Annotated in this window: 26 protein-coding genes; 14 read left to right on the top strand and 12 right to left on the bottom strand. The window is 71.9% G+C overall.

The window, feature by feature from the left end:
- The first annotated feature begins 14 nt into the window (after positions 1-14).
- Positions 15-1640: an N-acyl-D-amino-acid deacylase family protein gene (locus ACWCO8_RS15690; RefSeq protein ID WP_451032645.1), complete on the top strand. Its 1626-nt coding sequence runs from the start codon at positions 15-17 to the stop codon at positions 1638-1640.
- Between the two features lie 74 nt (positions 1641-1714).
- On the opposite strand, the gene mptB is transcribed toward ACWCO8_RS15690, so the two are convergent.
- Entirely contained in the window at positions 1715-3193 is a 1479-nt protein-coding gene (gene mptB / locus ACWCO8_RS15685; protein WP_451032644.1) for a polyprenol phosphomannose-dependent alpha 1,6 mannosyltransferase MptB, read from the bottom strand.
- Between the two features lie 11 nt (positions 3194-3204).
- Complete coding sequence (locus ACWCO8_RS15680) at positions 3205-3648, bottom strand: hypothetical protein (protein WP_451032643.1); 444 nt, start codon at positions 3646-3648, stop codon at positions 3205-3207.
- A 319-nt stretch (positions 3649-3967) separates the two neighbouring features.
- Between ACWCO8_RS15680 and ACWCO8_RS15675 the strand changes: the two genes are divergently transcribed.
- From ACWCO8_RS15675 to ACWCO8_RS15645, 7 genes are all read left to right on the top strand, one after another.
- Positions 3968-5179 (top strand): pyridoxal phosphate-dependent aminotransferase, encoded by a 1212-nt coding sequence (locus ACWCO8_RS15675; RefSeq protein ID WP_362014685.1) that lies wholly within the window; start codon positions 3968-3970, stop codon positions 5177-5179.
- A 114-nt stretch (positions 5180-5293) separates the two neighbouring features.
- Entirely contained in the window at positions 5294-5689 is a 396-nt protein-coding gene (locus ACWCO8_RS15670) for an SCO4983 family protein (protein ID WP_451032642.1), read from the top strand.
- A 270-nt stretch (positions 5690-5959) separates the two neighbouring features.
- Positions 5960-7078, top strand: coding sequence for a hypothetical protein (locus ACWCO8_RS15665; RefSeq protein WP_451032641.1), 1119 nt, complete (start codon positions 5960-5962; stop codon positions 7076-7078).
- On the top strand, positions 7075-8277 hold the full coding sequence (locus ACWCO8_RS15660; protein WP_451032640.1) for a toxic anion resistance protein: 1203 nt from the start codon (positions 7075-7077) through the stop codon (positions 8275-8277). Before ACWCO8_RS15665 ends, ACWCO8_RS15660 begins: the two co-directional genes overlap by 4 nt.
- Positions 8274-9908, top strand: a complete 1635-nt coding sequence (locus ACWCO8_RS15655; RefSeq protein ID WP_451032639.1) for a substrate-binding and vWA domain-containing protein — start codon at positions 8274-8276, stop codon at positions 9906-9908. The genes ACWCO8_RS15660 and ACWCO8_RS15655 overlap by 4 nt, the downstream gene beginning before the upstream one ends.
- Entirely contained in the window at positions 9895-10488 is a 594-nt protein-coding gene (locus ACWCO8_RS15650; RefSeq protein WP_451032638.1) for a hypothetical protein, read from the top strand. The genes ACWCO8_RS15655 and ACWCO8_RS15650 overlap by 14 nt, the downstream gene beginning before the upstream one ends.
- Before the next feature lie 71 nt (positions 10489-10559).
- Positions 10560-11477 carry a poly-gamma-glutamate hydrolase family protein gene (locus ACWCO8_RS15645; protein WP_451032637.1) on the top strand — a complete coding sequence of 306 codons (918 nt, stop codon included), beginning with the start codon at positions 10560-10562 and terminating at the stop codon, positions 11475-11477.
- A gap of 146 nt (positions 11478-11623) precedes the next feature.
- On the opposite strand, the gene ACWCO8_RS15640 is transcribed toward ACWCO8_RS15645, so the two are convergent.
- The gene (locus tag ACWCO8_RS15640; protein WP_362014696.1) at positions 11624-13450 is read right to left on the bottom strand and encodes a phosphoenolpyruvate carboxykinase (GTP); all 1827 of its coding nucleotides are present in this window, start codon (positions 13448-13450) and stop codon (positions 11624-11626) included.
- A gap of 193 nt (positions 13451-13643) precedes the next feature.
- On the opposite strand from ACWCO8_RS15640, the gene trhA reads away from it, so the two are divergent.
- A complete protein-coding gene (trhA, locus tag ACWCO8_RS15635) occupies positions 13644-14345 on the top strand; it encodes a PAQR family membrane homeostasis protein TrhA (protein WP_451032636.1) in 702 nt (233 codons plus the stop codon).
- On the opposite strand, the gene ACWCO8_RS15630 is transcribed toward trhA, so the two are convergent.
- Genes ACWCO8_RS15630 through ACWCO8_RS15620 form a run of 3 tightly spaced genes read right to left on the bottom strand, consistent with a single transcriptional unit; the run spans position 14342 to position 16550 of the window.
- Positions 14342-15370, bottom strand: a complete 1029-nt coding sequence (locus ACWCO8_RS15630) for a glycoside hydrolase family 26 protein (protein ID WP_451032635.1) — start codon at positions 15368-15370, stop codon at positions 14342-14344. The two genes, trhA and ACWCO8_RS15630, sit on opposite strands and share 4 nt — an antisense overlap.
- Before the next feature lies 1 nt (position 15371).
- Positions 15372-16016, bottom strand: coding sequence for a vitamin K epoxide reductase family protein (locus ACWCO8_RS15625; RefSeq protein WP_362014701.1), 645 nt, complete (start codon positions 16014-16016; stop codon positions 15372-15374).
- Between the two features lie 30 nt (positions 16017-16046).
- Positions 16047-16550 (bottom strand): DUF5949 family protein, encoded by a 504-nt coding sequence (locus ACWCO8_RS15620; protein WP_451032634.1) that lies wholly within the window; start codon positions 16548-16550, stop codon positions 16047-16049.
- Between the two features lie 150 nt (positions 16551-16700).
- Here ACWCO8_RS15620 and ACWCO8_RS15615 point away from each other — a divergent pair, with 150 nt between their 5' ends.
- Both ACWCO8_RS15615 and ACWCO8_RS15610 read left to right on the top strand, forming a co-directional pair.
- Positions 16701-17108: a tyrosinase family oxidase copper chaperone gene (locus ACWCO8_RS15615; RefSeq protein WP_451032633.1), complete on the top strand. Its 408-nt coding sequence runs from the start codon at positions 16701-16703 to the stop codon at positions 17106-17108.
- The gene (locus ACWCO8_RS15610) at positions 17092-17958 is read left to right on the top strand and encodes a tyrosinase family protein (RefSeq protein WP_451032632.1); all 867 of its coding nucleotides are present in this window, start codon (positions 17092-17094) and stop codon (positions 17956-17958) included. The genes ACWCO8_RS15615 and ACWCO8_RS15610 overlap by 17 nt, the downstream gene beginning before the upstream one ends.
- Positions 17959-18014: 56 nt before the next feature.
- Here the strand turns inward: ACWCO8_RS15610 and ACWCO8_RS15605 are convergent, their stop codons facing one another.
- From ACWCO8_RS15605 to ACWCO8_RS15580, 6 genes are all read right to left on the bottom strand, one after another.
- Positions 18015-18293, bottom strand: a complete 279-nt coding sequence (locus ACWCO8_RS15605) for a chaplin (protein WP_362014709.1) — start codon at positions 18291-18293, stop codon at positions 18015-18017.
- A gap of 291 nt (positions 18294-18584) precedes the next feature.
- A complete protein-coding gene (locus ACWCO8_RS15600) occupies positions 18585-19061 on the bottom strand; it encodes a hypothetical protein (RefSeq protein WP_451032631.1) in 477 nt (158 codons plus the stop codon).
- Between the two features lie 204 nt (positions 19062-19265).
- Positions 19266-20213 (bottom strand): chaplin, encoded by a 948-nt coding sequence (locus tag ACWCO8_RS15595; RefSeq protein WP_451032630.1) that lies wholly within the window; start codon positions 20211-20213, stop codon positions 19266-19268.
- A 349-nt stretch (positions 20214-20562) separates the two neighbouring features.
- The gene (locus tag ACWCO8_RS15590) at positions 20563-20826 is read right to left on the bottom strand and encodes a hypothetical protein (protein WP_451032629.1); all 264 of its coding nucleotides are present in this window, start codon (positions 20824-20826) and stop codon (positions 20563-20565) included.
- Positions 20827-21096: 270 nt separating this feature from the next.
- The gene (locus ACWCO8_RS15585; RefSeq protein ID WP_451032628.1) at positions 21097-21840 is read right to left on the bottom strand and encodes a hypothetical protein; all 744 of its coding nucleotides are present in this window, start codon (positions 21838-21840) and stop codon (positions 21097-21099) included.
- A 259-nt stretch (positions 21841-22099) separates the two neighbouring features.
- Positions 22100-22339, bottom strand: coding sequence for a chaplin (locus tag ACWCO8_RS15580; protein WP_362014715.1), 240 nt, complete (start codon positions 22337-22339; stop codon positions 22100-22102).
- A 382-nt stretch (positions 22340-22721) separates the two neighbouring features.
- Here ACWCO8_RS15580 and ACWCO8_RS15575 point away from each other — a divergent pair, with 382 nt between their 5' ends.
- The 3 genes from ACWCO8_RS15575 to ACWCO8_RS15565 are packed head-to-tail and all read left to right on the top strand — an operon-like array spanning position 22722 to position 26342.
- Positions 22722-23783 (top strand): DUF3344 domain-containing protein, encoded by a 1062-nt coding sequence (locus ACWCO8_RS15575; RefSeq protein ID WP_451032627.1) that lies wholly within the window; start codon positions 22722-22724, stop codon positions 23781-23783.
- On the top strand, positions 23692-24906 hold the full coding sequence (locus tag ACWCO8_RS15570; protein ID WP_451032626.1) for a glycosyltransferase: 1215 nt from the start codon (positions 23692-23694) through the stop codon (positions 24904-24906). The genes ACWCO8_RS15575 and ACWCO8_RS15570 overlap by 92 nt, the downstream gene beginning before the upstream one ends.
- Positions 24903-26342 (top strand): sugar transferase, encoded by a 1440-nt coding sequence (locus ACWCO8_RS15565; RefSeq protein ID WP_451032625.1) that lies wholly within the window; start codon positions 24903-24905, stop codon positions 26340-26342. Before ACWCO8_RS15570 ends, ACWCO8_RS15565 begins: the two co-directional genes overlap by 4 nt.
- The last annotated feature ends 2 nt before the right edge of the window (positions 26343-26344 follow it).

Raw genomic sequence — 26344 nt, 5'->3', positions numbered from 1 at the left:
AGGAGCCGGTCACCATGGACCTCGTCATCCGCGACGTGGACGTCATCGACGGCTCGGGCGGGGAGTCGTACCGCGCCGATGTCGCCGTCGACGGCGGCCGGATCGCCGCGATAGTGAAGGAGGGCGCGGCGGCGGGCTGCCAGCGCCCCACCGCCCGGCGCGTCCTGGACGCCGAGGGCCTCGCCCTGTCCCCCGGCTTCATCGACATGCACGCGCACTCCGACCTCGCGCTGCTCCGCGACCCGGAGCACACCGCGAAGGCCGCGCAGGGTGTGACCCTCGAAGTCCTCGGCCAGGACGGCCTCTCGTACGCCCCGGTCGACGACCGCACGCTCGCGGAGGTCCGCCGGGCAATCACCGGCTGGAACGGCGACGGTTCGGACATCGACTTCGACTGGCGCACGGTCGGCGAGTACCTGGACCGCCTGGACCGCTCGCACGACGGCAAGGGCATCGCGGTGAACGCGGCGTACCTGATCCCCCAGGGAACGGTCCGGATGTACGCCGTCGGCTGGGACGACCGCCCGGCGACGGAGCGGGAGATGGCCCGGATGCGGCAGCTGGTGGCGGAGGGCATGGAGCAGGGCGCGGTGGGCATGTCCTCGGGCCTGACGTACACGCCGGGCATGTACGCGAAGGACACGGAACTGGCCGACCTCTGCAAGGTCGTGGCGGGCTACGGCGGCTACTACTGCCCGCACCACCGCTCGTACGGCGCCGGTGCGCTCCAGGCGTACGAGGAGATGGTCGCCCTCACCCGGGACGCGGGCTGCGCGCTGCACCTGGCGCACGCGACGATGAACTTCGGCGTGAACAAGGGCAAGGCCCCGGACCTCCTGTCCCTCCTGGACGAGGCGCTGGCCGGCGGCTCCGACATCACCCTGGACACGTACCCGTACACGCCGGGCTGCACGACCCTGGTGGCGATGCTCCCGAGCTGGGCGGCGGAGGGCGGCCCGGAGGCGCTGCTGACGCGCCTGAAGGACGACGAGACGGCGGAACGGATCCGCCACCACCTGGAGGAGATCGGCTCGGACGGCTGCCACGGGGTGCCGATCGAGTGGGACACGATCGAGATCTCGGGGGTAAGCGACCCGGGTCTGGCGTCGTGCGTGGGCAAGACGATCGCCCAGTCGGCCGAGATGCGCGGTGAGGCCCCGTGGGTCACGGCCCGCCGCCTCCTGATCGGCGACCGCCTCGGCTCGACGATCCTCCAGCACGTCGGCCACGAGGAGAACGTCCGCACGATCATGCGCCACCGGGTGCACACGGGCGGCTCGGACGGCATCCTCCAGGGCTTCAAGCCCCACCCGAGGGCGTACGGAACGTTCCCCGAGTACCTGGGCAAGTACGCGCGCGACGAGGGCGTCCTCTCCCTGGAGGAGTGCGTCGCCCACCTCACCTCCCGCCCGGCCGCCCGCCTCCGCCTCCCCGACCGCGGCCTCGTCCGCGAGGGCTACGTGGCGGACCTGGTCCTCTTCGACCCGACCACGGTCGCGGCCGGCTCGACGTACGACTCCCCCCGCACCCTCCCGGTGGGCATCCCCCACGTCCTGATCGACGGCCAGTTCGTCATGGAAGACGGAAAGCGCACGACGGCCCTGGCAGGCAGATCGATCCGAAGGACACGGACCTCCTGACGGCACGGGGCGGGCGCCCCCGTGTGGGCAATCGTCCCGCAGGGCGGGACGGGTGGGCACACGGGACGGCGCCCTTACGGGCGCATCCGCTCCAGGTCCCCGCACACCACGGCTCCGGCGCCCACCACCGGGCGCGGCCACGACGACCGCCGCACCCACCAGAGCCCCGCCGCCAGCACGACCCCGGCGGCCACGAACCCGTACCAAGGCGTGGAACCCGACGGCGCGGTCTCGTACACAAGCGCCGCCGACGCCACGGCGAGCACCTGCCCCACCCGCGTGTCCCAGCCCGCCACGGCCACCGCGCACACGCCCCACAGCAAGTACCAGGGCTGCACCATCGGCGACAGCGCGACCAACGCCACCAACGCCAGCCCCAACCCCAGCACCGGATCGATCCGCCCCTTCCACGCCCGCCAGGCGAGCGCCAGGATGATCCCCACCGCCACCACAAGGCCGAGCTTCTGGACGACGCCCTTCACGGGCTCGGGGCCGTCCCCGAAAAGCAGCCCGAGCCCCAGCCCCACGTCACTCGTCACCGACAGCGCCGTATGGATCGCCCCCGCCACACTCTGCGTCCGCAGCCACCCGAACCCCGTCCCGGCCGCCACCGTCGCGCCGACGGCCACCGCCGCCGCGACGGTCCCCGGCCCGACGAGCCCCTTCACCACACCCCGTACGCCCCCACCACCCGCACGCGCCACCATCACCCCGATGAAGAGCAGGGCGACCGCGGCCGGCGACTTGACCATCATCGCGAGCCCGACCAGCACGCTCCCGAGCACCCACCGCCCCCGCGTGGCGACCAGCACGCCGCCGAGCACCAGCCCGATCATCAGTCCGTCGTTGTGCATCCCGCCCACGACGTGGATCAGCAGCAACGGGTTCAGGACCGCAAGCCAAAGCGCCCCGCTCTCACCCCCGCCCTCACCCCCGCGCCGCCCCGCAAGCCCCCGCACCGCCCAGACGATCAGCGCCAGCGCGCCGAGCGCGAGCAGCCGCATCCCGAACACCGCCGGGACGATCGCCCCGCCCGTCACCTTCACCACGGCCTGCGCGAGGACCAGGAAGACCGGCCCGTACGGCGCCGGGGTGTCCGTCCAGTGCCCGCCGACGCTCGCCGCGGCCTCCACGCCGAGGTCCCCGGGGCCCAGGACCGACGGCCCGGCCCCGTACACGTCGTACCCCTCCAGGACCATGGCGCCCTGGGCGATGTAGCTGTAGACGTCCGCGCTGTACAGCGGAGGCGCGAGCACCAGCGGCGCGCACCACCACCCCAGGGTCGCCAGGACCCCGCCACGGGCGTCCCGGTCCCCGCGGGCGAGCAGCACCCCGTACCGCCCCCACGCAGCCACGAGCAGCGTCAGCCCCAGGTACGCCAGGACCGCACCCGCCACCGCCGTCGCCGTGCCCCGGGCGGCCCACAGCCCCCACGGCTCCGGCTCGTCCGGCAGGGTCCCGGCGGCGTAGCCGCCCACGGTGACGGCGAGCGCGCCGAGCGCTCCCGACCACCGGCACCCGACGGCGCTCCACAGACGGGTCCACCACGCCACGACCGCCTGCCTCACCTCGGGCGCTTCGTCTTCCCGGGCGCCGCGCCCGACTTCCCGGGCCCGTCGCTCCCGGAGTCCCCGGTCGCGGTGGGCGCGGCGGCATCCGTGGCGGAGGCACTCGCCCGCACGGACGCCGAGGCCGAGGCCGATGCCGGCGCGGACGCCGACCGGGGCGCGGCGGACGAGGACGGCGCCGGCGTACCGGTCGCGTCCGGCTCCGCGTCGACGGAGGGATCGGCCTGGATCAGCGACGGCAGCCCCGGCCGGCCGTCGTCGCCCGTGGGCGCACCGCCGGTCTGACCCGACCGGAACGCCCCGGAGACGACCGCGACCAGCAGCCCGATGCCGACGACGCCGGCGCCCGCCAGCAGTCGGCGCGGGCCCGGGGCCCGCCGCTTCGTGGCATGACGGCGTCGGCCTGGGGCGTCTGCGGCTCGGTCGCGCTGGTGGCTCATGGCCGCGCATTCTACGGAGCGCACGGCGAGCCGAGCCGCGCCAGGTCACCTTCCGGGGACCGCCCGGGGACCGCCTGGGGACCGCCCGGGGACCGCCTGGGGACCGCCCGGGGACCGCCTGGGCACCGCCCGGGGCCCACCCCGGGACCACTCAGGGACCGCCGGGAAGGACGGGCCCCGGCCGCCCCGGGACCACCCGGGCACCGCCAGGAAGGACGGGCCCAGACGCACCCCTCCCCACCCCCGGCCCCACCCCGATTCCGCCCGACGTGTCCCAAAACACGAGGCGCCTCGCGCGACCCCGCCGTAAGCTCTCGACATGCAGGTGATCCAGTCCACGAAGCTCGCCAACGTCTGTTACGAAATCCGGGGCCCGGTGCTCGAAGAGGCGATGCGGCTTGAGGCTGCCGGTCATCGCATCCTCAAGCTCAACACCGGAAACCCGGCCGCGTTCGGCTTCGAGTGCCCGCCGGCGATCCTCGAGGACGTGCTGCGCAACCTGGCCGACGCGCACGGTTACGGCGACGCGAAGGGCCTGCTGTCCGCCCGCCGCGCGGTGATGAGCCACTACGAGACCAAGGGCATCCCGCTCTCCGTCGAGGACATCTACCTCGGCAACGGCGTCTCCGAGCTGATCCAGATGTCGATGCAGGCGCTGCTCGACGACGGCGACGAGGTGCTCGTCCCCGCCCCGGACTACCCGCTGTGGACGGCGTCGGTCTCGCTGGCCGGCGGCACGGCGGTGCACTACCGCTGCGACGAGCAGTCGGACTGGATGCCGGACCTCGCCGACATCGAGCGGAAGATCACCGACCGCACCAAGGCGATCGTGATCATCAACCCGAACAACCCGACGGGCGCCGTCTACGACGACGAGATGCTGCGCTCCCTCACGGAGATCGCCCGCCGGCACAACCTGGTCGTCTGCTCGGACGAGATCTACGACAAGATCCTCTACGACGGCACGACGCACACGCCCACCGCCGCGATCGCCCCCGACCTGCTCGTCCTCACGTTCAACGGGATGAGCAAGAACTACCGGGTGGCCGGCTTCCGCTCCGGCTGGCTCGCGGTCTGCGGGCCGAAGGCGCACGCCTCCTCGTACATCGAGGGCCTGACGATCCTCGCCAACATGCGGCTCTGCGCCAACATGCCGGCGCAGCACGCGGTGGCCGCGGCGCTGCAGGGCCGGCAGTCGATCGAGGACCTGGTGCTGCCGGGCGGGCGGCTCCTGGAGCAGCGGGACGTGGCGTACGACCTGCTGACGCAGATCCCGGGCGTCACCTGCGTGAAGCCGAAGGGCGCGCTCTACCTCTTCCCGCGGCTCGACCCGAGCGTCTACAAGGTCAAGGACGACCGTCAGATGGTCCTCGACCTGCTGCGGGCCGAGAAGATCATGGTGGTCCACGGGACCGGGTTCAACTGGCACGAGCCGGACCACTTCCGGATCGTCACGCTGCCGAACGCCATCGATCTGGCGGACGCGGTGACCCGCATCGGCACGTTCCTGGACGGCTACAGCCAGCCGTGACCCACCCGGCCGGCCGCCGTGACCCAACCAGGCCCGCCCCCGCCCCTTCAGACCGCACTCAACTTTAGATTGAATCTAAGCTAGGATGGCTCCAGACACTCAGGAGGCCATCCCATGTACGAACCGATCCGCACGAAGTCGGTCCACCGGATGGCCGACGACGACCAGAACGCGTACCCGCACCGCTCCCGCGAGGAGGAGCTGGACATCCAGCTCGCCGGACACCTCGCCGCCCTGCTCGCCGTCACGGACGAACTCGGCGACACGGAGGCCGGCGATCTCATCGCCCGCCAGGTCGCACGCCTTCGCGGCGCGCCGCCGGCCAGGCACGCGGGACTGAGCGGTTCGAACACCCCGTCGCTGCACGAGCGCGCCCACGCCCTCGCGGGCCGGGCCCTCGTCGTCGCCGCCTCGCGAGCCGACACGGCCGCCGCGATCCTCGCCGCCGAGCGCATGGACGCCCACTCCGAGGCCCTCACCACCCCCGAGCCCCTCGTCACCACCCCCTGACGGCCCCGGTCCGCGCGCGCCAGGGCCGCGCGGACCGGGCGCCACCACACCCCGCCCCACCCGGGCACCGCCCCAACCCCACACCCCGGGCACCGCCCTACCCTCACCCACACCCGGGCGCCACCTCACCTCCGCCCACACACCGGGCCCCGCCCCGCCCCAACCCTGGTTCCCGCCCCAACTCCCCGCGCCCGCACACCAGTCCGCCACACTCCGGTTCCGTACCGGGATCACCCCTTCACCCTCCGTACACCCAACTCCCCCTGGAATGTGGGCTTCCGCGAGCAATCTGCCCCCGTGAGACGCATCCTGGGAATCGTCCTGGCCGTCCTGCTCCTGGGCGGCGTGGCCGCCGTCCTCGTAGTGGGCGGCGACAAGGACAAGGGCACGGCAACGAAGACCGTGCGAGGAGTGATCGGGTCGGAGAAGGCGGAGTTCTTCGCCGACCCCAAGGTCGTGCAGGCCCTGGCCGACGAGGGCCTCACCGTGGAGACGGAGACCTCCGGGTCGTGGGACATGGAGGAACTGCCCCTCAAGGGCTACGACTTCGCGTTCCCGTCGTCCAAGGCGCCCGCCGACGAGCTGCGCGCCAAGAACGGGGTGAAGGCCGCCGCGCTGCGGCCCTTCTACTCGCCGCTGGTCGTCGTCGCCCACCGCGGCGCCGCCGACGTCCTCGCCGACAACGGCCTGGTGTCCTTCAGCCCCGGCGGCCAGACCGGCACCCTGCGCATGGAGCCGTACCTGAAGGCCGCGAGGGCCGACCGGACCTGGCAGCAGCTCAAGGGCTCGGCCGGGCGGCCGGAGCTGAGCGGCACGGTGTTCATCACCTCGACCGACCCCGTCGCCTCCAACTCCGGCGCGCTCTACCTCGCCGCCGCGAGCTTCGTCGCCGACGGCGGCAAGGTGGCCGGGGGCAAGGCCGACGTGGGCCGTACGGCCCCGCTGATGCGCAAGCTGATCCAGGTTCAGGGCGCCCAACAGTCCAGTTCCGACGCCCCGTTCCGCGACTTCATCAGCGGCGTCGGCAACCAGCTGGTGCTCGTCTACGAGTCCCAGGTCGCCTCCCAGCTCCTCGCGAAGCGACAGATGGGCGACCTGGTCGTGCTCTACCCGGACACCACGGTGATCAGCGACCACACCGTCGTACCGCTCACCGACACCGGCCGCGAACTCGGCGAACTGCTCACCAACGACAAGGAGTTGCGCGAGCTCGCGGTGCGCCACGGCTTCCGCCCGCAGGGCGCCGCAGCCGAGTTCACGGCCGCCACCGCGGACCTCGCGCACCGCCTCAACCAGAATCTGACCGGGGTCCGCCAGGCGCCCGTGCCCACCAGCGAGGTGCTGCACGACATGGCGCGCCGGGCCCGCAACCAGGGGGACACCGCATGACCACGCCCGACCCTCGTATCAGCACGCCCCACGACCCCGCCACCGCCCAGCTGGTCCTGACCCCGCCCGAGCCGGTGCCCCCGGTCCGCGCCGAGCAGGCCTCGGACCTCGTGCCGCTGGACGAGTCGGTCCGTACGGAGATGAGCCGGCGCGCGGTCGAGTACGTCGACTCGCTCGCCGGGCTCGACACCCGCTCGCCCGAGTTCGCGGGCCGCATCGGGGAGATCGCGGCCCTCGGGGCCGGCGAGATGCGCAGCGCGGCCGCCCAGTCGAACCGCATGCTCGACCGCACCGTCCGCTCGCTGAGCGAGGGCGGCGGCGACGCGCAGACCCGGGTCGGCTCCTCGCTCGTCGAGCTGCGCCGCACCGTCGAGGACCTCGACCCCCGGGACACCCCGGGCAAGGGGGCGCGGAAGTTCCTGTCCAAGCTGCCCGGCGGGAACAAGCTGCGCGACCACGTCGCCAAGTACGCCTCCTCGCAGGGCACGTTGACGAAGATCGTCGGTACGCTCCGCGGCGGCCAGGACGAACTGCGCCGTGACAACGCGGCGTTGCAGACCGAGCGCGGCCGGCTCTGGGAGACCATGGGCAAGCTCCAGGAGTACGCGGTGCTCACCGAGGCCCTCGACGCGGCCGTGGAGGAGCGGATCGCGCTGACCCCGGACCAGGCGGCCGCGGACGCGCTCCGCTCCGACGTGCTCTTCCCGGTCCGCCAGAAGCACCAGGACCTGCTGACCCAACTCGCCGTCTGTGCGCAGGGGTACCTGGCGATGGACGTGGTCCGGCGCAACAACGACGAGCTGATCAAGGGCGTCGAGCGGGCGGCGACGACCACGGTGTCGGCGCTGCGGATCGCGGTCATGCTCTCCTCCGCGCTGGAGAACCAGCGCAAGGTGGCCGAGCAGGTGAACGTGCTCCGCTCGACGACCGAGGACCTGATCCGCGGCAACGCGGAGATGCTGGCGACCCAGAGCGGCGAGATCCAGCGCATCGCCGCCGACCCGGCGGTGGGCGCGGAGACGCTGCGCACGGCGTTCCAGCAGATCTACCGGACGCTCGACGCGATCGACACGTACAAGGTCCAGGCGACCGAGTCGATGGCGGCCACGGTCGAGTCCCTGACCGCCGAACTCCAGTCGGCCGGCGCGTATCTGGCCCGTACCCGCCGCACGAGCGCCCTGGAAGGCGGCCTCGAATGAGATCCACCGGCCGAGGCCTCCCCCGAGGCGCGCGATCCCTCCCCCGCAGGGCCGCCTCCGCGCTCGCCCTCCTGACGACCCTGACCACCCTGACCCTCACCGCCTGCACCACCGACGGCGGCGACGGCGGAAGCGGCAACGGCGGCGGTACGGGGAAGGGGGGCGAAGCCGGTGCCCCCTACACCCTCCGTGTCCTCGCCTCCTCCGAGCTCTCCGACATGGAGCCCGTCCTCGAAGAGGCCCGGAAGAAGACCGGGGTCACGGTCAAGCCGACGTACGCCGGCACGCTGGACGCCGTCGAGCAGATCGCGTCCGGCGGGGCGGAGAAGTCGTACGACGCGGTCTGGCTCTCCTCCAACGACTATCTGCGGCTGCGCCCGAACGCGGCGAAGCGGATCACCGCCGAGACGCCGATCATGACCTCCCCGGTCGCGCTCGGTCTGCGCCCGGAGAAGGTGACGGCGCTCGGCTGGGATCCGGCCAAGGTCACCTGGTCGCAGATCCACCAGGCCGTCGTGGCGAAGAAGCTCGGCTACGGCATGACCGACCCGGCCCGCTCCAACTCCGGTTTCTCCGCCCTGGTCTCGATCGCCTCGGGGCTCTCCGGCGCGCAGTCGGCGCTGACCGAGCAGAACGTCACCGCGGCGACGCCGAAGCTGAAGGAGTTCTTCGGCGGGCAGAAGCTGACCTCCGGTTCCTCCGGCTGGCTGGCGACCGCCTGGTCGCGCCGCGAGGACGTCGACGCGCTGATCAACTACGAGTCGGTGCTGCTCACCACGGGCAAGGAGCTCACGGTCGTCCGCCCGGCCGACGGTGTCGTCACCGCCGACTACCCGTTCACCCTGCTCACCGCGGCGAGCCCGGACGCCAAGCAGGCGGCCGCGCGTCTCACCGCCCATCTCCGTACCTCCGACGCCCAGCGGCTGATCACCCAGCGGACGCTGCGCCGCCCGGTCGTCCCCGGTGTGGAGCTCGCGAAGCCGCTCGCCGCCGACCAGCGCCGCGAACTGCCGTTCCCCGGCAGCCGCGCCGTCGCCGACGGCCTCCTCGACGCGTACGAGAACAAGCTCCGCCGCCCCTCGCGCACGGTCTACGTCCTCGACACCTCGGGCTCCATGCAGGGCGAGCGGCTCACCCGGCTCAGGTCCGCGTTCGCCGAGCTGACCGAGGACTTCCGGGACCGCGAGACGGTCACCGTGATGCCGTTCGGCACCTCGGTGAAGCAGAACGAGGTCCGTACGTACACGGTCGACCCGGCGGCCCCGAAGAAGGCCATCGGCGCGATGCGCGCCCAGGCGAACGGGCTTTCCGCCTCGGGCGGTACGGCGATCTACTCGAGCCTGGAGGAGGCGTACGAACACCTCGGAAAGGGCACGGGCGGCGACGCGTTCACCTCCATCGTGCTGATGACGGACGGCGAGAACACCGACGGCGCTCCGGCCGCCGCGTTCGACTCCTTCTACCGGGACCTGCCGCCCGCGCAGAAGCGGACGCCGGTCTTCCCGATCGTCTTCGGGGACTCCGACCGGGCCGCTCTCGACCACATCGCGAGCCTCACCGGCGGCCGGCTCTTCGACGCCACCAAGGGTTCGCTGGACGGCGCCTTCGAGGAGATCCGTGGCTACCAGTAATCCGGTCGTGCGGTACCTGGAGTCCCGCAAGAACCTCACCGGCTGCGCCTGCGGCATCGCGGGCCTCGCCCTCTCCTTCACCGGGGCGGCGGGCTCGCTCTGGCCGCTGATCGTGGTGGCGCTGTACGCGGCGGGGGCGCTGATCGCCCCGCCCGAGCGGACGCCGCCCCCGCCGTTCCCGGACGCGGCGGAGCAACTCGACTCCCTGCGCGCGGACTTCGCGACCCTGCGCGCCTACCTGGCCGAGGTCGAGCTGCCGCAGGCCGCGGCCGGCCGTCTCGCCGACCTGGACACCCTCTTCGAGGCGCTCCTCGAACCGGGCTGGGTCAGCGACCCGGAGCACCTGCACATGCTGGCGCGCGCGGTGCGCCAGGACATCCCGGAGGCGGTGGACACCTTCGTACGGACGCGCTGGTGGCACCGGGTCACGCCGGGTTCCGAGCCGCCCGAGTCGCACCTCGAACGGCAGCTGGACGCGCTCCACGAGGAGGCGGGCCGGATCGCGGCGGCCCTCCAGGACGCGGAGGCGATCCGGCAGGAGGCGCACACCCGCTACCTGGAGGAACGCGGCAAGTCCTGACCTGACAGGACAGGGGTGTGCGGTCGGGGAAAGATCCACACCGGACCTTCACGATGAGTTACGTTTTGGCCATGACCACGGATCACCCTTCCGCCCCTCGCTCCGCCTCCCGCCGCACGGTGCTCACCGCGTTCGCCGCCGCGGCCACGGCGGGCACCCCGCTCCTGGCCCAACTGACCGCCGCCGCGCCCGCACACGCGGCGGCGGCAGCGGCGGAGATCGAGTACCCCTCGAACACCGCCCTGTACCGCGAGTTCGCCGGCCAGGAAGGCACCATCTTCAGCCGCCGCTACCGCCGCCACGAGCAGTTCGACACCTCGATGACCACCGTCGCCCCGGTCCGGCGCACCGCGATCCTCGCGCTGCACGGCGGCGGCATCGAGATCGGCACGAGCGAACTCTGCCTGGGCATCGCCGGATACAGCCCCGGCGACCCGGCCGGCGCCGCGGTCCTGCCGACCGTGCACGACTACTGGATGTTCGAGGGCCTGCTCTCCTCCGGCAACAAGGACCTGCACGTCACCTCGAAGAACTGCGACGACCACGTCGCCCTCGCCACGGCGGCGAGCCACCTCAACGTCCTCAGCCTGCACGGCTGTACGTTCGACCAGCTCAAGCTGCCCACCGGCACCTACCCGCCGACCGGCGACCGCCGCGTCGCCGTCGTCGGCGGCCTGAACAAGGCCTTCCGTACCGAGCTGGTGAAGGAGCTGAACGCGGCGGGCTTCCCCGCGATCGACTCCCTCGCCCCCACGTGGGCGCCGCTGCTCACGGAGTTCAACGGCGACCACACGGCGAACCCCTGCAACAAGACGATGCTCGCCATGGGCGCGCAGCTGGAGCTGACGACCGAGCTGCGCAAGAGCCTGTTCGACGACCCGGACAGCCGGGGCGGCCGCGGCTCGTCCTGGAACGGCGAGTTCGTGAAGTTCCGCGACGCCTGCCGCCGCGCGATCGCGACGGTCGAGGCCGGCCAGCCCGTCCTGTAGCGGGACATGCACCGGCCCCCGGAGCCGTGAGGGGGCTCCGGGGGCCGGTGTGCATCGTGACGAGCCGTTCGTGACCCCACTGGTCAGGGCGGCGTTTCGGGGCGACCCGTCACGAGTCTCTGGTCGTACCTCAGCGGGTACGGGGCTCAGCCCAGGCGCTCGACAAGCGCGCGGTACTCGTCCCACAGCTCCTTCGGCGTGTGGTCGCCGAAGGTGTTCAGGTGCTCGGGGACCAGAGCGGCCTCCTCGCGCCAGACGTCACGGTCGACCTTGAGCAGGAACTCCAGGTCCTCCGCCGGCAGGTCAAGGCCCTCGGTGTCGAGCGCCTCGGCGGTCGGCAGGATGCCGATCGGGGTCTCGACGCCCTCGGCCTTGCCCTCCAGGCGCTCCACGATCCACTTCAGGACGCGGCTGTTCTCGCCGAAGCCGGGCCAGACGAACTTGCCGGCCTCGTTCTTGCGGAACCAGTTGACGTAGTAGATCTTCGGGAGCTTCGCGGCGTCCGCGTTCGCGCCGACCTTGATCCAGTGCGCCATGTAGTCGCCCATGTTGTAGCCGCAGAACGGCAGCATGGCGAACGGGTCGCGGCGCAGCTCGCCGACCTTGCCCTCGGCGGCGGCGGTCTTCTCGGAGGCGACGTTCGCGCCGAGGAAGACACCGTGCTGCCAGTTGAAGGACTCGGTGACCAGCGGGACCGCGGAGGCGCGGCGGCCGCCGAACAGGATCGCCGAGATCGGCACGCCCTTCGGGTCCTCCCACTCCGGCGCGATGGTCGGGCACTGGCCGGCCGGGACGGTGAAGCGGGCGTTCGGGTGGGCGGCCGGGGTCTCGGACTCCGGCGTCCAGTCGTTGCCCTTCCAGTCGGTGAGGTGCTTGGGCAGCTCTTCGGTCATGCCCTCCCACCACACGTCGCCGTCGTCGGTCAGCGCGACGTTGGTGAAGACGGAGTTGCCCCACAGGGTCTTCATGGCGTTGGCGTTGGTGTGCTCGCCGGTGCCGGGCGCGACGCCGAAGAAGCCGGCCTCGGGGTTGATCGCGTAGAGGCGGCCGTCCTCGCCGAAGCGCATCCAGGCGATGTCGTCGCCGATGGTCTCGACCGTCCAGCCGGAGATCGTGGGCTCCAGCATGGCGAGGTTGGTCTTGCCACAGGCGGACGGGAAGGCGGCGGCGACGTACTTGGCCTCGCCCTGCGGCGGGGTCAGCTTCAGGACGAGCATGTGCTCGGCGAGCCAGCCCTCGTCACGCGCCATGACGGAGGCGATGCGCAGCGCGTAGCACTTCTTGCCGAGCAGGGCGTTGCCGCCGTAGCCGGAGCCGTACGACCAGATCTCGCGGGTCTCGGGGAAGTGCGAGATGTACTTGGTGGAGTTGCAGGGCCACGGCACGTCCTCCTGGCCCTCTTCCAGGGGGGCGCCGAGGGTGTGGACGGCCTTGACGAAGAAGCCGTCGGTGCCGAGCTCGTCCAGGACGGCCTGTCCCATGCGGGTCATGGTGCGCATGGAGGCGGCGACGTACGCGGAGTCGGTGATCTCGACGCCGATCGCGGAGAGCGGCGAGCCGACGGGGCCCATGCAGAAGGGCACGACGTACATGGTGCGGCCCTTCATCGAGCCGCGGAAGATCCCCTCCTCGCCCGCGAAGATCTCCTTCATCTCCGCCGGGGCCTTCCAGTGATTGGTCGGGCCCGCGTCCTCTTCCTTCTCGGAGCAGATGAAGGTCCGGTCCTCGACGCGCGCGACGTCGGACGGGTCGGAGGCGGCGTAGTACGAGTTCGGGCGGAGCGTCGGGTCGAGCTTCTTGAAGGTGCCCTTGGCGACGAGCTCCTCGCACAGGCGCTCGTACTCGGCCTCGGATCCGTCGCACCAGACGATGCTGTCCGGCTGCGTGATCCCGGCGATCTCGTTCACCCAGGCGACCAGTTCCTGGTGCCGGGTGGGGACTGCGGTGGTGGGAGCCGCGTTGTCGCGCGCCACGATTGCTCCTTGATGAGGGGTTTTAGTTGTCTGCCCCGTGGGGGCTGCGACCCGGATGCGTCGTAGCTGCTCATCCGGTGCCGACCACACTCATTTGATCATCCGACGCATACGCCCATATGTCCAGAGGGCCGCACACGTGAGCATCGCCACTCATATTTGGGACCTACGGGAGCGTAGGTAGCATCGCCTCATGACTTCTGCCGCGCCGGACGTGCCGGACGTGACCCGTAACGATTCCACCCCGTCCCACCCGGCGCACGCGCTGAAGCCACGGCTGAGGGGCTGGCTGCACGCCGGCATGTTCCCGGCGGTGATCATCGCGGGGCTCACCCTCGTCGCCCTCTCCGACTCGCCCCGCGCCCGGATCGCCTGCGGTGTGTACGTCCTCACCGCCTGCCTGCTCTTCGGCATCAGCGCGCTCTACCACCGGGGCAACTGGGGCCCGCGCGGCGAGGCCGTCCTGCGGCGCCTCGACCACGCCAACATCTTCCTGATCATCGCGGGCACCTACACCCCGCTGACCCTGCTGCTCCTGCCCGACTCGACCGGCCGCCCCCTGATGTGGGCGGTCTGGGTCGCCGCGGCGGCGGGCATCGCCTTCCGGGTCTTCTGGGTCGGCGCCCCTCGCTGGCTGTACACGCCCTGCTACATCGCCATGGGCTGGGCGGCCGTCTTCTTCCTGCCCGACTTCATGCGGGCCGGCGGCATCGCCGTCCTCGTCCTGGTCATCGTCGGCGGACTGCTCTACAGCGCGGGCGGGGTCATCTACGGCATCAAGCGCCCGAACCCGTCCCCGCGCTGGTTCGGCTTCCACGAGGTCTTCCACACCCTGACCCTGGCGGCCTTCATCGTCCACTACGTGGGCATCTCCCTGGTCGCCTACAACGCCTAGGGGGTGCCCTCACCCCACCCCAACGCGCCCCTGACGACCTCCCCCGACTCCGGATTGTCCGCGCACCCCCACACCCCGTGGGGGCAGTAGTCCGTGAACGTCTGGTAGACGGGCCGGTGCCGGGCGAACCAGTCGAGCATCCCGCGCACGTACGCCGGGTTGTCCCCATTGCGGAACAGCCCCCACTCCGGATACGAGACGGGCTTGCCGCGCGCCGCCGCGAACCGCACATGGTGCGCGAGCCCGAACTCCTCCGTCACCTGCTCCTCGAAGCCGAGCCCCTCGGGCTGGTCGTAGGCGTCGAGCCCGATGATGTCGACGTACGCGTCCCCGGGGTAGCAGCGCGGCCACTCCACCGCGTCCCGCCCCCGGCTCGCCGTGAAGTCGAAGCGGAACCGCTGCCCCGGCACCGCCCGCAGCACCCCCACGACCCGCTTCCAGTACGCCTTCCAGGCCTCGGGGTCAGGACCGCAGCGATGGCTGTAGGTGGTGCCGTTCATCTCCCAGCCGAGCACCAGGACCGCGTCGGGAAGCCGGTGCGCGACCAGCCGCTCCCCCAGCGCGCGGAAGTGGGCGTCGTACGCGCCCGCCGCCCCGCGCCGCAGACCCGCCCTGACCTCCGCGTCCGGCAGCCCCGCCTCGCTGCGGTCGAGCAGCGGCACGTTCAGGACGAAGAGCCGCCCCGGCCCCTCCTCCTTCCACCGCGCCCACGGCTCGAAGAGCTCCGCGTGACCCTCGATGTTGGACCACCGGTCGCCCGGGAGGTACGTGTGCCCGACGGTCAGCGACCCGCCGCCGAGCCAGCGCTGCACCTCGGCGATCCGCGCGACCCCGTCCGCGTCGGAGCCGGTGAAGAACCCGGAGGGAACGTTCAACCGCTCCGGTACGGCCCCGGGCTCGGCACCCGGCCCGGCCTCCGGCACGGGCCCGGGCGGCGCGATCCGCCCGGAGGGCAGGACGACGAGCGCGAGAACGGCCGCGAGCAGCACGGTCAGTGCGGCCCGCGGCCAGGAGAAGAGGGTCACGTCAGCTGGTCCAGAAGTCCCACCAGCGCGTCAGGATCAACATGCCGATGATCCCGATGTGCAGCACCGGCAGGGCGAAGGTGAACTCCTCGAAGAACCCCTTCACGGCCGCCGGCGCGGGCAGCACGCCCGTACGGACGTTGTGCGAGGTCACGTACCAGAACATGACGAGGGTGGCGACCCAGGCGAGACAGCACCAGAGGCAGAGCGCGTTGATCTCGTACAGCGACTGGTACATCAGCCAGGTGCAGAAACCGACGCCGAACAGCATCCCGGCGTTGAGCCCGAGCCAGAACCAGCCGCGGTAGCGCGCCCCGGCGAGCACCCCGGCCCCGATCGCGACGACCATCGCGTACGTCACGAGACCGAGCATCGGGTTCGGGAAGCCGAAGACCGCCGCCTGCTCGCTCTTCATGATGTTGCCGCAGGACACGACCGGGTTGAGGCTGCAGCCCGGCTGGAAGTTCGGGTCCTCCAGGAGCTTGAACTTGTCGAGCGTGATCACCCAGCCGGCCAGCACCCCGGCCGCCCCGGTGATCATCAGGAGCACACCGAGCGCCCGGCTCGCGCCGACCGTCCCGTCCGTCTCCGGCGAGACGTCCTGACGCTGCCCCGGCACTCCGCCCCGTACGTTCACCGTAGCCATGCCGCCACCCCCTTCTCCTAGGTTCTCGGCTCAGCCCTGCAGGCTCCGCACCGGCAGCAGGACGTGCGCGGCGGCCGCCACGACCTGGTCGTCGGTGACGAAGGACTTCAGCTTCTCCTCGGTGATGGCCTCACCGGGCACGGCCTCCGGCCAGGGGCGCACGGAGACGATCAGGTAGGCGTGCCCGTTCTCCTTGACGGCCGCCTCCCACTCCGCGGGCACGGGGCACTGCGCCTTCATGAACGGCAGCGTGAGCACCGCCCGCCGCGCCTCGACGAGCAGATGGGCACCGGTCCCGCGCTCCTGCGAGGCATCGACGACCCGGTCCCCGACCGGGAGGCCCATGTCCTTCAGGGCGGCCCGCATCGCGTCCTGGCCGGCCTCGGGGCCGTCACTGCCGTCCCCGAGCGAATACACCATCAGAAAGGGGGTGACGGGCGTGTCGGCGGTGGGACCGATGGTCCACGGAACGACGGTGAGCGTCCCCAGCGGATTGTCGGTGCGCGCCACGGAAACGACATTAGGAGTGGTCATGCATCGGGATGCTAGTGGCCCAACGACCACCATCCCGCGCCGAATTCACTCGATCGGCCGACATTCCACCCGCTGGCATTTCGCTCGGAACAAAGTCGGGATTCCATCGTTGTGCCCTGAGGGCATTCTCCGACCACTTGGAGATCATTCATGATCGTCCCGCGCCGTGTCGCACTGCGGTCCCTCTTCACCGTGGCCGTAGCCGCCTTCACCGGCGGCACCCTGGCCCGCATCGCCACGACCCCGAACGAGCGCCGGTCCCGCGCAGCGTCGAAGGACTCGTTCGACCCGTTCGACGAGATGTACCGAGGCAGGCACATCCGGGGTCTGGCCGGACCCTCCGGCGAACCGCTCGTCCTCGTCGACGGCCGGCCGCTCCATGTGATGCGCCGCGCCGACGGCAGCTGCCTCACCCCCATCGACCACTACGAGTCCCATGCGACACCGCTGGCGGCCACCCGCGCGGCCGTGGACGAGCTGGGCTCCGCCCCGCTGACCCGCTACGCCGCCGCCCACGGCGTCCATCCGGGAGGGAGCCCGCGTGGCCTACACACGTAAGAACCAGCGCGATCTGACGAGCGCCGAGCGGAAGCGGTTCGTCTCCGCCGTCCTGGAGCTCAAGCGCACCGGGGAGTACGACGAGTTCGTCCGTACGCACATCGACTACTACGTCGCCGACGGCGACGACAAGCTGCGCGTCGCCCACATGACGCCGAGCTTCCTGCCCTGGCACCGTAAGTTCCTGCTGGAGTTCGAGCGCGCGCTGCGCCGGATCGACGCGAGCGTCACCGTCCCGTACTGGGACTGGACCCGGGACAACACCCCGGCCGCGTCCCTGTGGAGCGAGGACTTCCTGGGCGGCAACGGGCGGCGGGACGACCTCCAGGTGACGACCGGCCCCTTCGCGTACGCGGGCGGACGCTGGACGGTCAAGCACAACATGACCGAAGGCAAGTTCCTGACCAGGGACTTCGGCCGCCCCCAGGACCCGATCACGCTGCCGACGAAGGCGCAGCTGGACGCGGTGATGCGGGAGACGGTGTACGACGTCGAGCCCTGGAACTCCACGAGCCGGTCGGGGTTCCGCAACGCGCTGGAGGGCTGGGCCCCGGGCCGGGGCAACGACCGCTTCCGGATCCACAACCGGGTGCACCGCTGGGTCGGCGGCCTGATGCTCGGCGGCGCCTCCGTCAACGATCCGGTCTTCTGGCTCCACCACTCCTTCGTCGACCTGCTCTGGTCCCACTGGCAGGAGCGCAACCCCCGGGCCGGCTACCTCCCGAAGGAGCCGCCGCAGCTGGGCGAGTCGCAGTACCGCAGGATCGCGGCCCGCGACGAGAAGATGGGCCCCTGGGGCGTCACGCCCGCCTCGATGCTCGACCACAGCGCGGTCTACCGCTACGCATGACGCGGACGTCCCCCCGGCCGTCGGGCCGGGGGGACGTCAGAACCTGCGGGGGGCGATCAGGCGCCGTAGCCGCCGTCGCGGTGGTTGTCGCCACCGTCGACGTTCGCGCAGCTGTTGCCGAACGCCGGGTTGATCAGACCGATGACCGTGACGGTGTTGCCGCACAGGTTGACCGGGATGTGGACCGGGACCTGGACGGCGTTGCCCGAGGCGACGCCGGGCGAGTGGGCGGCGATGCCCTGGGCGCCCGAGTCGGCGACGGCCAGGCCGGCTCCGCTGAGGGCAACGGCACCCGTGCCGGCGAGAACAGCGGCAGCCTTCGCGATGCGAGACATCAAGAACTCCTTGGACGTGGAAAGACAACCGCGAGAATCACGGCCGACATTTCCGTTCAACGCCGAAAGGGCGCACGGGTCACGGCCTTTGGGCCGGACGGTACGAATGGACAAGGGAAGGCCCGCAGAACCGGTGGGCCGCCCGCCGTCGGATACGACGGAACGGGCCCGGGGAACTGCGGGCCACGGCCATGCGACCAGCCTTCAGTTGTAACGAACAACGACCCCTCGGGTGGCGGGGAAGAATCGTGCCTTCACCCGCCGGGTCATTGGTCGTACAAACGAACGCGGTCAGGCCGTCGGCTGCGCCAGACCCAACTGCGAGCCCAGCGCTCCGCGCAGTGCCGGGGCGACGACCCCGACCTCCGGCACGGCGAGGTCCGGCAGCCCGAGCCGGTCACCGCGCGGCGGAACGACCGGGTTGCCGACCGTGGCACCCGGCGTGGCGCCCACCATCTCCGAACGCGGGGTGGCGAACAGGGCCTCGCCCGGCTCGCTCCCCTCGATGACCTCGGGGAGCTGGGCGGCGAGGACGGTCTCCGGGAGCGTGCTGGTGAACGGCACCCGGGGCAGGCTGACGTCCGGCAGCAGCCCGGACTGCCCCTCCTGGAAACCGGTCGGGCCTCCCGGGATCGGCAGGGGGACCCCGGTGGCCACCGTGGGGGCGTCCATCGGGATCACCGGCTCCAGACCCTGGAGCGGGACGACGACCGGCGCGTCGGCGGCGACGGCCGGAGAGGCCATGGCTGCGGAGGCGAGAGCGGTCATGAGGATTCCCATGCCGGCGTGAGAGCGCAGATTCATGACTGCGTAGGCCCTTCAGAGCAGGTGTCGACGGTACTGAGGAACTGCGTCCTGAGAACGAGCCCGACGGAGGGAACGTCGCGAAATTCGCCTGTGTGCAGCAACGCGGAAGGCCCCCACCGGTGAGGGCGGGGACCTTCGTTGACGCTACGTCAGCACTCCGTACGCTCAGCCCTGCCGCCGCCCGGCACGAACGATGCGACCGCCCCGCAGATAGAGGACGGTCCCCCCGACGAGCAACGCGGCACTGACGGCCCCGGCCCCCATGGCCGAGACATCACTCCCGGTGTCGGGCAACTGCGGCTTGCCGGGCGTGGTCGGCTCCCCGGGACCCCCGGGGTGCTGAGGGGTGTCGGGGGTGTCGGGGTTGCCGGGGGTGTCGGGGTTGCCGGGGTGGTCCGGAGTCCCCGGAGTGTCCGGCTTCCCGGGGGTGTCCGGGGTCTCCGGAGGCTTCGGGTGATCCGGGTTGCCAGGCGTGTCCGGCTTCCCGGGCTGGTCCGGGTTGTTCGGGGTCTCCGGGGGCTTGGGGTGATCCGGGTTCCCGGGAGTATCGGGGTTCCCGGGGTGATCCGGGTTCCCCGGAGTGTCCGGCGTCCCGGGGGTATCCGGGTGATCCGGGTGGTCCGGGTTGTTGGGGTTCTCCGGGTGATCGGGGTTCCCGGGGCTATCGGGGTTCCCGGGGTGATCCGGGTTGCCAGGGTGCTCCGGGTACCCGGGGTGATCCGGGTTGCCTGGGGTCTCCGGGTGATCCGGGTTGCCTGGGGTCTCCGGGTGGTCCGGGTGGTCCGGGTTTCCCGGAGACTCCGGGGGCTTGGGGGTTTCCCCGTCGGGACCTTCGGGGGTTTCCCCGTAGCCGCCGGGGTCGTCGGCGTCGCCGTTGGCCGTGGTGGTGCAGGCGTCGGCGAGCGCCGCCTGCGCCGCCGCGGTCAACTGCCTCGCGTCGTGGCCGCACAGGCTCGCCGGAAGGGGGACCTGAAGGTGCCGGCCCACGCTCGGCTCACGGGAATCGCCCGCGGCGCCCGGGGAGTTCGCCGCCATGGCCACGCCGCCGGTCAGCGACAGGATGCCCGTCGTGGCCGCGGCGGTGAACAGCTTCCGGCTGATGATGGATCGCATACCGCTCTTCCTCTGGAGAAGGAGACCGGCGGGGGATCCCCCTCGCTCCGACCGGCCTGTCCGCGCACTCGGTGCGTCAGTCACACAGGGACTGGTTACGGAACGTCAGGCTCGGGAACCGGGCCGACCTTCCGTGGGGGGTCGGCGCGAGCCTAGGGAGCGGCACACTTCGGGGGCCGGGACCACACGGCGGCCGATCTGAAAATCATTCGATCAGCCGATCACTGTGGGTACCGACATACGCCCGGGCGCCGGGCGGAGCGAGGGGTCTGGCCAGGAGGGTCGGGACCGCTGGCGCGGTCCGCCGCGCTAGGGAAGTGCGCGGTGGGACGGTTCTGCTGAGAGTGCGTCAGCCACCGATGGGGAGGCCACCGAGGAGCGGCGCCTTCTGGGTCGTCTCGTTGAGCTGGTTCGCGGTGTCTCCCACCGTCTTGACCACGGAGCCGTCCGTGGTGCTGCTCAGCGCGTCCGTCTTCAGGCCCTCGCTGGCGAGGGTCGAGAGGCCACCGGCCAGGCTGGCGGGGGCCATCGCCTCGGCGGCCATGGCGGGCGCGGCGGCACCCAGGGCCATGACAGAACCGGCGACGATCGCGGCGACCTTGGTGGGCTTCATGAAATCGAGTCCTTCCTCATTGACATCTCCGTGCAAGCAAGTCGCTTGCCGTACAGGCCTCTTGGCCGATTCCTGTACGTGGTTGTGTCTTCTGTAACGAGAGGTGCGCGCCCCGGAAACTCCGGGAGGAAGGATTTCTGCCCACTGCACTCGAATGACTGGACGCGGTCCTATTTCCGGACCGGACGGGGTCGACACGCGCCCTGACGGCCGAACGCCGTGCCGTCCGGCGGGAGGCCGGACGGCACGGCGCGGGTGGTGCGGCGGCGGCTACCGCGTCACCGGCAGCCCGATGGGCGGGTCGACCGGGAGCTCGGGGACCTCGACCGGGAGCGCCGGCAGCGTCGGCAGGCCGGCCAGGTCGGGCGCGGGGAGCCCGGCGCCGAGGACCGTGGCGACGACCACGTTGACCAGCGAGGTCAGGGTCGCGGTGACCTGCGTGACGACACCGGTGGCGTCGCCCGAGGTGACCGCGGCGAGCAGGGCGGCGACGGCCTTCTCCACGGTGGCGAGGGCGTCGGCGACGATGTCGACCGGCGCGGCGGGCGCGACCTTCGCGGCACCCGCGGCGACCGGCAGAGCCGGAGCCTGGACGCCCGGGGCCGGCGCGGCCGGGGCCGCCACGGCCGGGGCCTGGACCGCCGGGGCCGCGACCGTCGGAGCCTGGACCGCCGGGGTGGCGGGCAGCGGGGCCGGGACGGTGCCCTTCGCGGCGTCGATGGCCGCCGTGATCTTGGTCTTGAAGGCCTCGGCGTCGGCGGCCGGGAGCTGGCCGTTGTCGGCGGCGAGGACGGCTTCGAGGAGTTCCGTGACCGGGGCGGTCACCGAGCTCATGTCGCCCAGCGCCTTGGTCTGGGCGAGCAGGGCCGCCGCGTCCGGCAGGGGTGCCTGCGCGGCCGGGGCCGTGATGCGGGACGGGCGGTGGTCGTCGGCGAGGGCGGGTCCCGCCGTACCGAGAGTGATGGCGGCGGATATCGCCAGGGCCGTGAGGCGGCTGAGAGCCAGGGGACGCATGTGTGTTCCTTTTCCTTATGCGTCGGACAACAACACGACCACCGTGTCCTGCGCTCATAGCGCTCCGCAACGGGAAGACTACGGAGCGCCACCCCCTCCGTTCGGGTGAATCCACTGCGCTGACCTGGTCCTCCGAGGGGCGTACGCCGTTGCACCGGGCGGCGTACGAGGGTGCGTCCGAATGATGCAGAAGGCCGGCGCGCCGCCCCGGAAGGAGCGGCGCGCCGGCCTCGGAAGGACCACGATCCGGCGTGCGAGATCAGGCGTTGACGCAGGTGTTGCCGAAGGCCGGGTTCAGGGCGCCGATGACGCTGACGGTGTTGCCGCAGAGGTTGATCGGCACGTGCACCGGAACCTGGACCAGGTTGCCGGACAGGACGCCCGGGGACTTCACGGCCGCGCCCTCGGCGCCGGCGTCGGCAGTGGCGACACCGGCGGCACCCGCGACGGACGCGGCGACACCCACGGACAGGACTACAGCCTTCGCGATACGGGACATGGAGAAGCGCTCCTCGATTGTTGACAGACGGTTGAGACGGCGCGGACGGTTTCGCCCGGCTCCTTCAACAACGCTCCGGCAATTCATCGGTTGCTCTCCCGAACGGGTGACGTTCAACCGATCTTTGGGCCATCGGAGGGTCATTCGAGCGTGTGGCCGAGAAATGGCGCAACACGCTCAACGAGGAAACTGCCGAACAGGTACGGGAGTTAGCGTTGGTGAGCATCTAATGCTTACTATCGCCCGGCGTCGGGGTTATAACGTTCCCGAACGTTGCTTCCGGTCCAGCCGCGCGGACACCCTTTTCGCACGGTCGGCATCTCCCTCTCCCCCGGTCTTCACGGGTGTTCCCTTGCTTCTCTCATCTAAGCGGAGAACCTCTATGCGGAATTCAGCGGTTCATGCTGTGCGCCGCGGCCTGTTGTGCGCCCTGTCGTGTGCGGCCCTGTCCGCCGCGCTGCCGGCCGTCGCCGCGCCCCAGCCCAAGGAAGCCCCCCGCGTCCCGTTCGCCCAGCGCTACCAGGCGGTCCAGCACGGGGGGATCGTCCGCGCCGCCAACACCTCGGCGACGGCCGCCAAGGACGCCACGAGCACGGCCACGCGCAACGACGCCTTCGCCATCGGGTACGTCGACGTGGACAGCGACCCCAACACGTACAACTCCAGTCGCGCCGAACTCCGGGTGCCGGAGGGCTCCCGGGTCAGCTACGCCCGGCTCTACTGGGGCGGGAACCTGAAGGTCGGCGAGCAGAAGCCGCACAAGGACAACGGCCGGGTCCTGATCGCCGAGCCGGGGGGCCAGTACAAGGCGGTCCTCGCCGACTCCACGATCGGCCACCGCACGGCGGACGGCGCCGACGCCTTCCAGGCCTCCGCCGACGTCACCGAACTCGTCCGCTCGGCCGAGGCCGGGATGTGGACGGTGGCCCAGGTGAACGTGGCCATGGGTCGCTCGGCGGTCGGCGGCTGGGGTGGCTGGACGCTGGTCGTCGCGTACGAGAACGCGGCCGAACCGCTGCGCCGACTGGCTCTCTGGGACGGTTTCGAAACGATCGGTCCGAAGACCGGCGCACTGCGCGTCGGACTTGCGGAAACGGCAGTTCCGAAGGGTGCTTCGGGACAACTCGGGGTGGTCGCCTATGACGGTGACAGGGGCACTTCCGGGGATTACCTCGCGGTGGAAACGAGCCGGTCGAAGAGTGTCCTGCTCGCGGATTCCGCCAATTCCGCCGACGACGTGATGAACTCCAGCATCACCGATTTCGGCACCGGTCGGATCGAACGACTTCCGGCTCATCAGAACACCCTGGGGTACGACTCCGACGTCTTCGATCTGGGGGGAGCGCTGCGCCATGGAGCCGACCGATTCCACGTCCGCTTCGGCGCCCGCAAGGACACCGTCTGGCTCGGCGCGCTCTTCCTCCAGGCGGACGTCCGGCGCTGACGTGCTGCCCTTCTCCGTTCTGCACGCGGTCCAGCCGGGTGACGGCGGGGTCGCGCGGGTCGTCGTCGACCTGGTCCGCGCCCAGCTCGGCGCGGGCCTTCGGGTCGCCGTCGCCTGCCCGCCGGGCACGGCGCTCGCCGAGGCCGTACGGGCCGAGGGCGCCGGGGTGTTCGACTGGCGGGCCGGGCGCGACCCGGGTCCCGGTCTGGTCCGGGAGACCCGCGACCTCGCCGCGGTGATCCGTACGGTCCGTCCCGGGCTGGTCCACGCGCACAGCGCCAAGGCCGGCCTGTGCGCCCGACTCGCCCTGCGCGGGCGGGTTCCGACGGTGTATCAGCCGCACGCCTGGTCCTTCGAGGCGGTCGACGGCACGGTCGGCGCGCTCGCCCGCCGCTGGGAGGTGTGGGCGGCGCGCTGGACGCACCGGATCGTCTGCGTCAGCGAGGCGGAGCGCCGTACCGGCGAGACGGCCGGTGTCCGGGCTCCGTGGTCGGTCGTCCACAACGGGGTCGACGTGGCGCGGTTCGCCCCGGACGGTCCCGCGGAGACGGGGACGGACACCGGACCCACCGTCGTCTGTGTGGGGCGGCTGTGCCGGCAGAAGGGGCAGGACGTCCTGCTCGCCGCCTGGCCCGCCGTCCTCGAACAGGTGCCCACCGCCCGGCTCGTGCTGGTCGGCGACGGGCCCGACGGGGAGCGGCTGCGGGCCGCCGCTCCGCCGTCCGTGCGTTTCACCGGCAATGTCGACGACACCGCGCCCTGGTACCGGGCGGCCGATCTCGTCGTGCTGCCGTCCCGTTGGGAGGGCATGGCGCTCGCGCCCCTGGAGGCGATGGCGAGCGGCCGGCCCGTCGTGGTCAGCGATGTCGACGGGGCCAGGGAGAGCCTCCCGCCCGGCCACGAACCGCTGTGCCTGGTCCCGCCCGAGGACCCGGCCGCCCTCGCCACTGCCGTCGGCCGCCTGCTCGGCCGGCCGGAGCAGCGGCGGACCCTGGGCCGCGAGGCCCATGAGCACGTACTCAGCAGATTCGATGTGCGGCGCACCGGCGCGGCCGTCGCGGACGTGTACCGCGAGCTGGCCGGAGTGCGGTGCACCGAGCACAGAGAGCCGATTTCGCCGTGACTACGGAAAGCACCAGCGTTCCTCCTTCATCGGGCCCGTGGCCCTCGGCGAGCCGGGGCAAGCTCCCCGGGCTCGCCTCCCTCGCGCCGCAGCGCGCCGGTTCCGACCGGCTCGCGCTGCCGCCGCGCCGCCCCGCGCCGCTGCGGTTCGCCGCCGTACCGCTGATCGCGGCGGACGGTCTTGCCGTGCTGCTCGCCGTCGGGCTGCTGCCCGAACCGCAGCGCGGGCTCCCGCTGTTCCTGCTGGTCGCCGTGTGCGTGCTGGTCCTGGACGCGCGGGCGGGGCTGCACCGGCCGGGCGGTGCCCGGGCCGCCGTACTGGACGAACTGCCCGCGCTCGCCGCGCGGGCCGGGGTCGCCTGGTGCGTGACGGCGGCGGCGCTCGCCGCGGTCGCCCCCGACCGTGCCATCGGCCCCGGCGCGCTCTGCACGGCGTACGCGACGCAGCTGGTCGCCGTCTGCGGGGCGCGTGCCGCGGTGCACGCCGTCCGGCGGCGTACGGCCCGGGCGCATCCGCGCTCGGCGCTGGTCGTCGGCGCGCCGGCGGCCGCCCGCGGGTTCGCGGCGGCGCTCGCGCAGCACCCGGAGTACGGCATCCGTCCGGTCGGGATCGTCGGTGCGCGCGCGGACGGGGAGCCGGGGCTTCCGGTCCTCTCCTCGACCGAGGAGATCCACCGGGCGGTCATCCAGAACACGGTGCGCGACGCGGTCTTCCTGACCGACGACACGAGCCTGGTGACGCTGTTCCAGCACTACGGCTGCACGACCTGGCGGGTGGGCGGCGAGGGCCGCGACGGGGCGATGGGCGACCACCTGTGGGGGTACGCCTGCCGCCGCGTGGTGCCGCTGGGCGAGCGGCCGGGGCTGACCGCGAAGCGCGCGCTCGACGTGGTCCTGGCCGGTCCTGCGCTCGCGCTGGCCCTGCCGGTGCTGCTGCTGTGCGCGCTCGCGGTCCGGCTCGCCGACGGGCCGGGGGTGCTCTTCCGGCAGGAGCGGGTGGGGCAGAACGGGCGGCTGTTCACGCTGCTGAAGTTCCGTACGCTGCGCCCGGCCGACGAGACCGAGTCGGCGACGCGGTGGAGCGTCGCCAACGACGGGCGGATGAGCGCGGTCGGCGGCTTCCTGCGGAAGTCGTCGCTCGACGAGCTGCCGCAGCTGTGGAACGTGCTGCGCGGCGACATGAGCCTGGTCGGGCCGCGGCCCGAACGGCCGTACTTCGTGGCCCAGTTCAGCCGGATCCACGCCGGATACGCGGACCGGCACCGGATGCCCGTCGGGCTGACGGGTCTGGCGCAGGTGCACGGGCTGCGCGGCGACACGTCCATCGAGGACCGCTGCCGTTTCGACAACCACTACATCGACCACTGGTCGCTCTGGCAGGACGTCCGGATTCTGCTGCGTACCGCGGCGGGCCTGGTCCGGCCGACGGGGAGCTGATG

The organism is Streptomyces sp. NPDC001927 (assembly GCF_053594455.1).
Note: the sequence above shows the minus strand (reverse complement) of the source record. Positions and strands in the feature narration are given on the sequence as shown.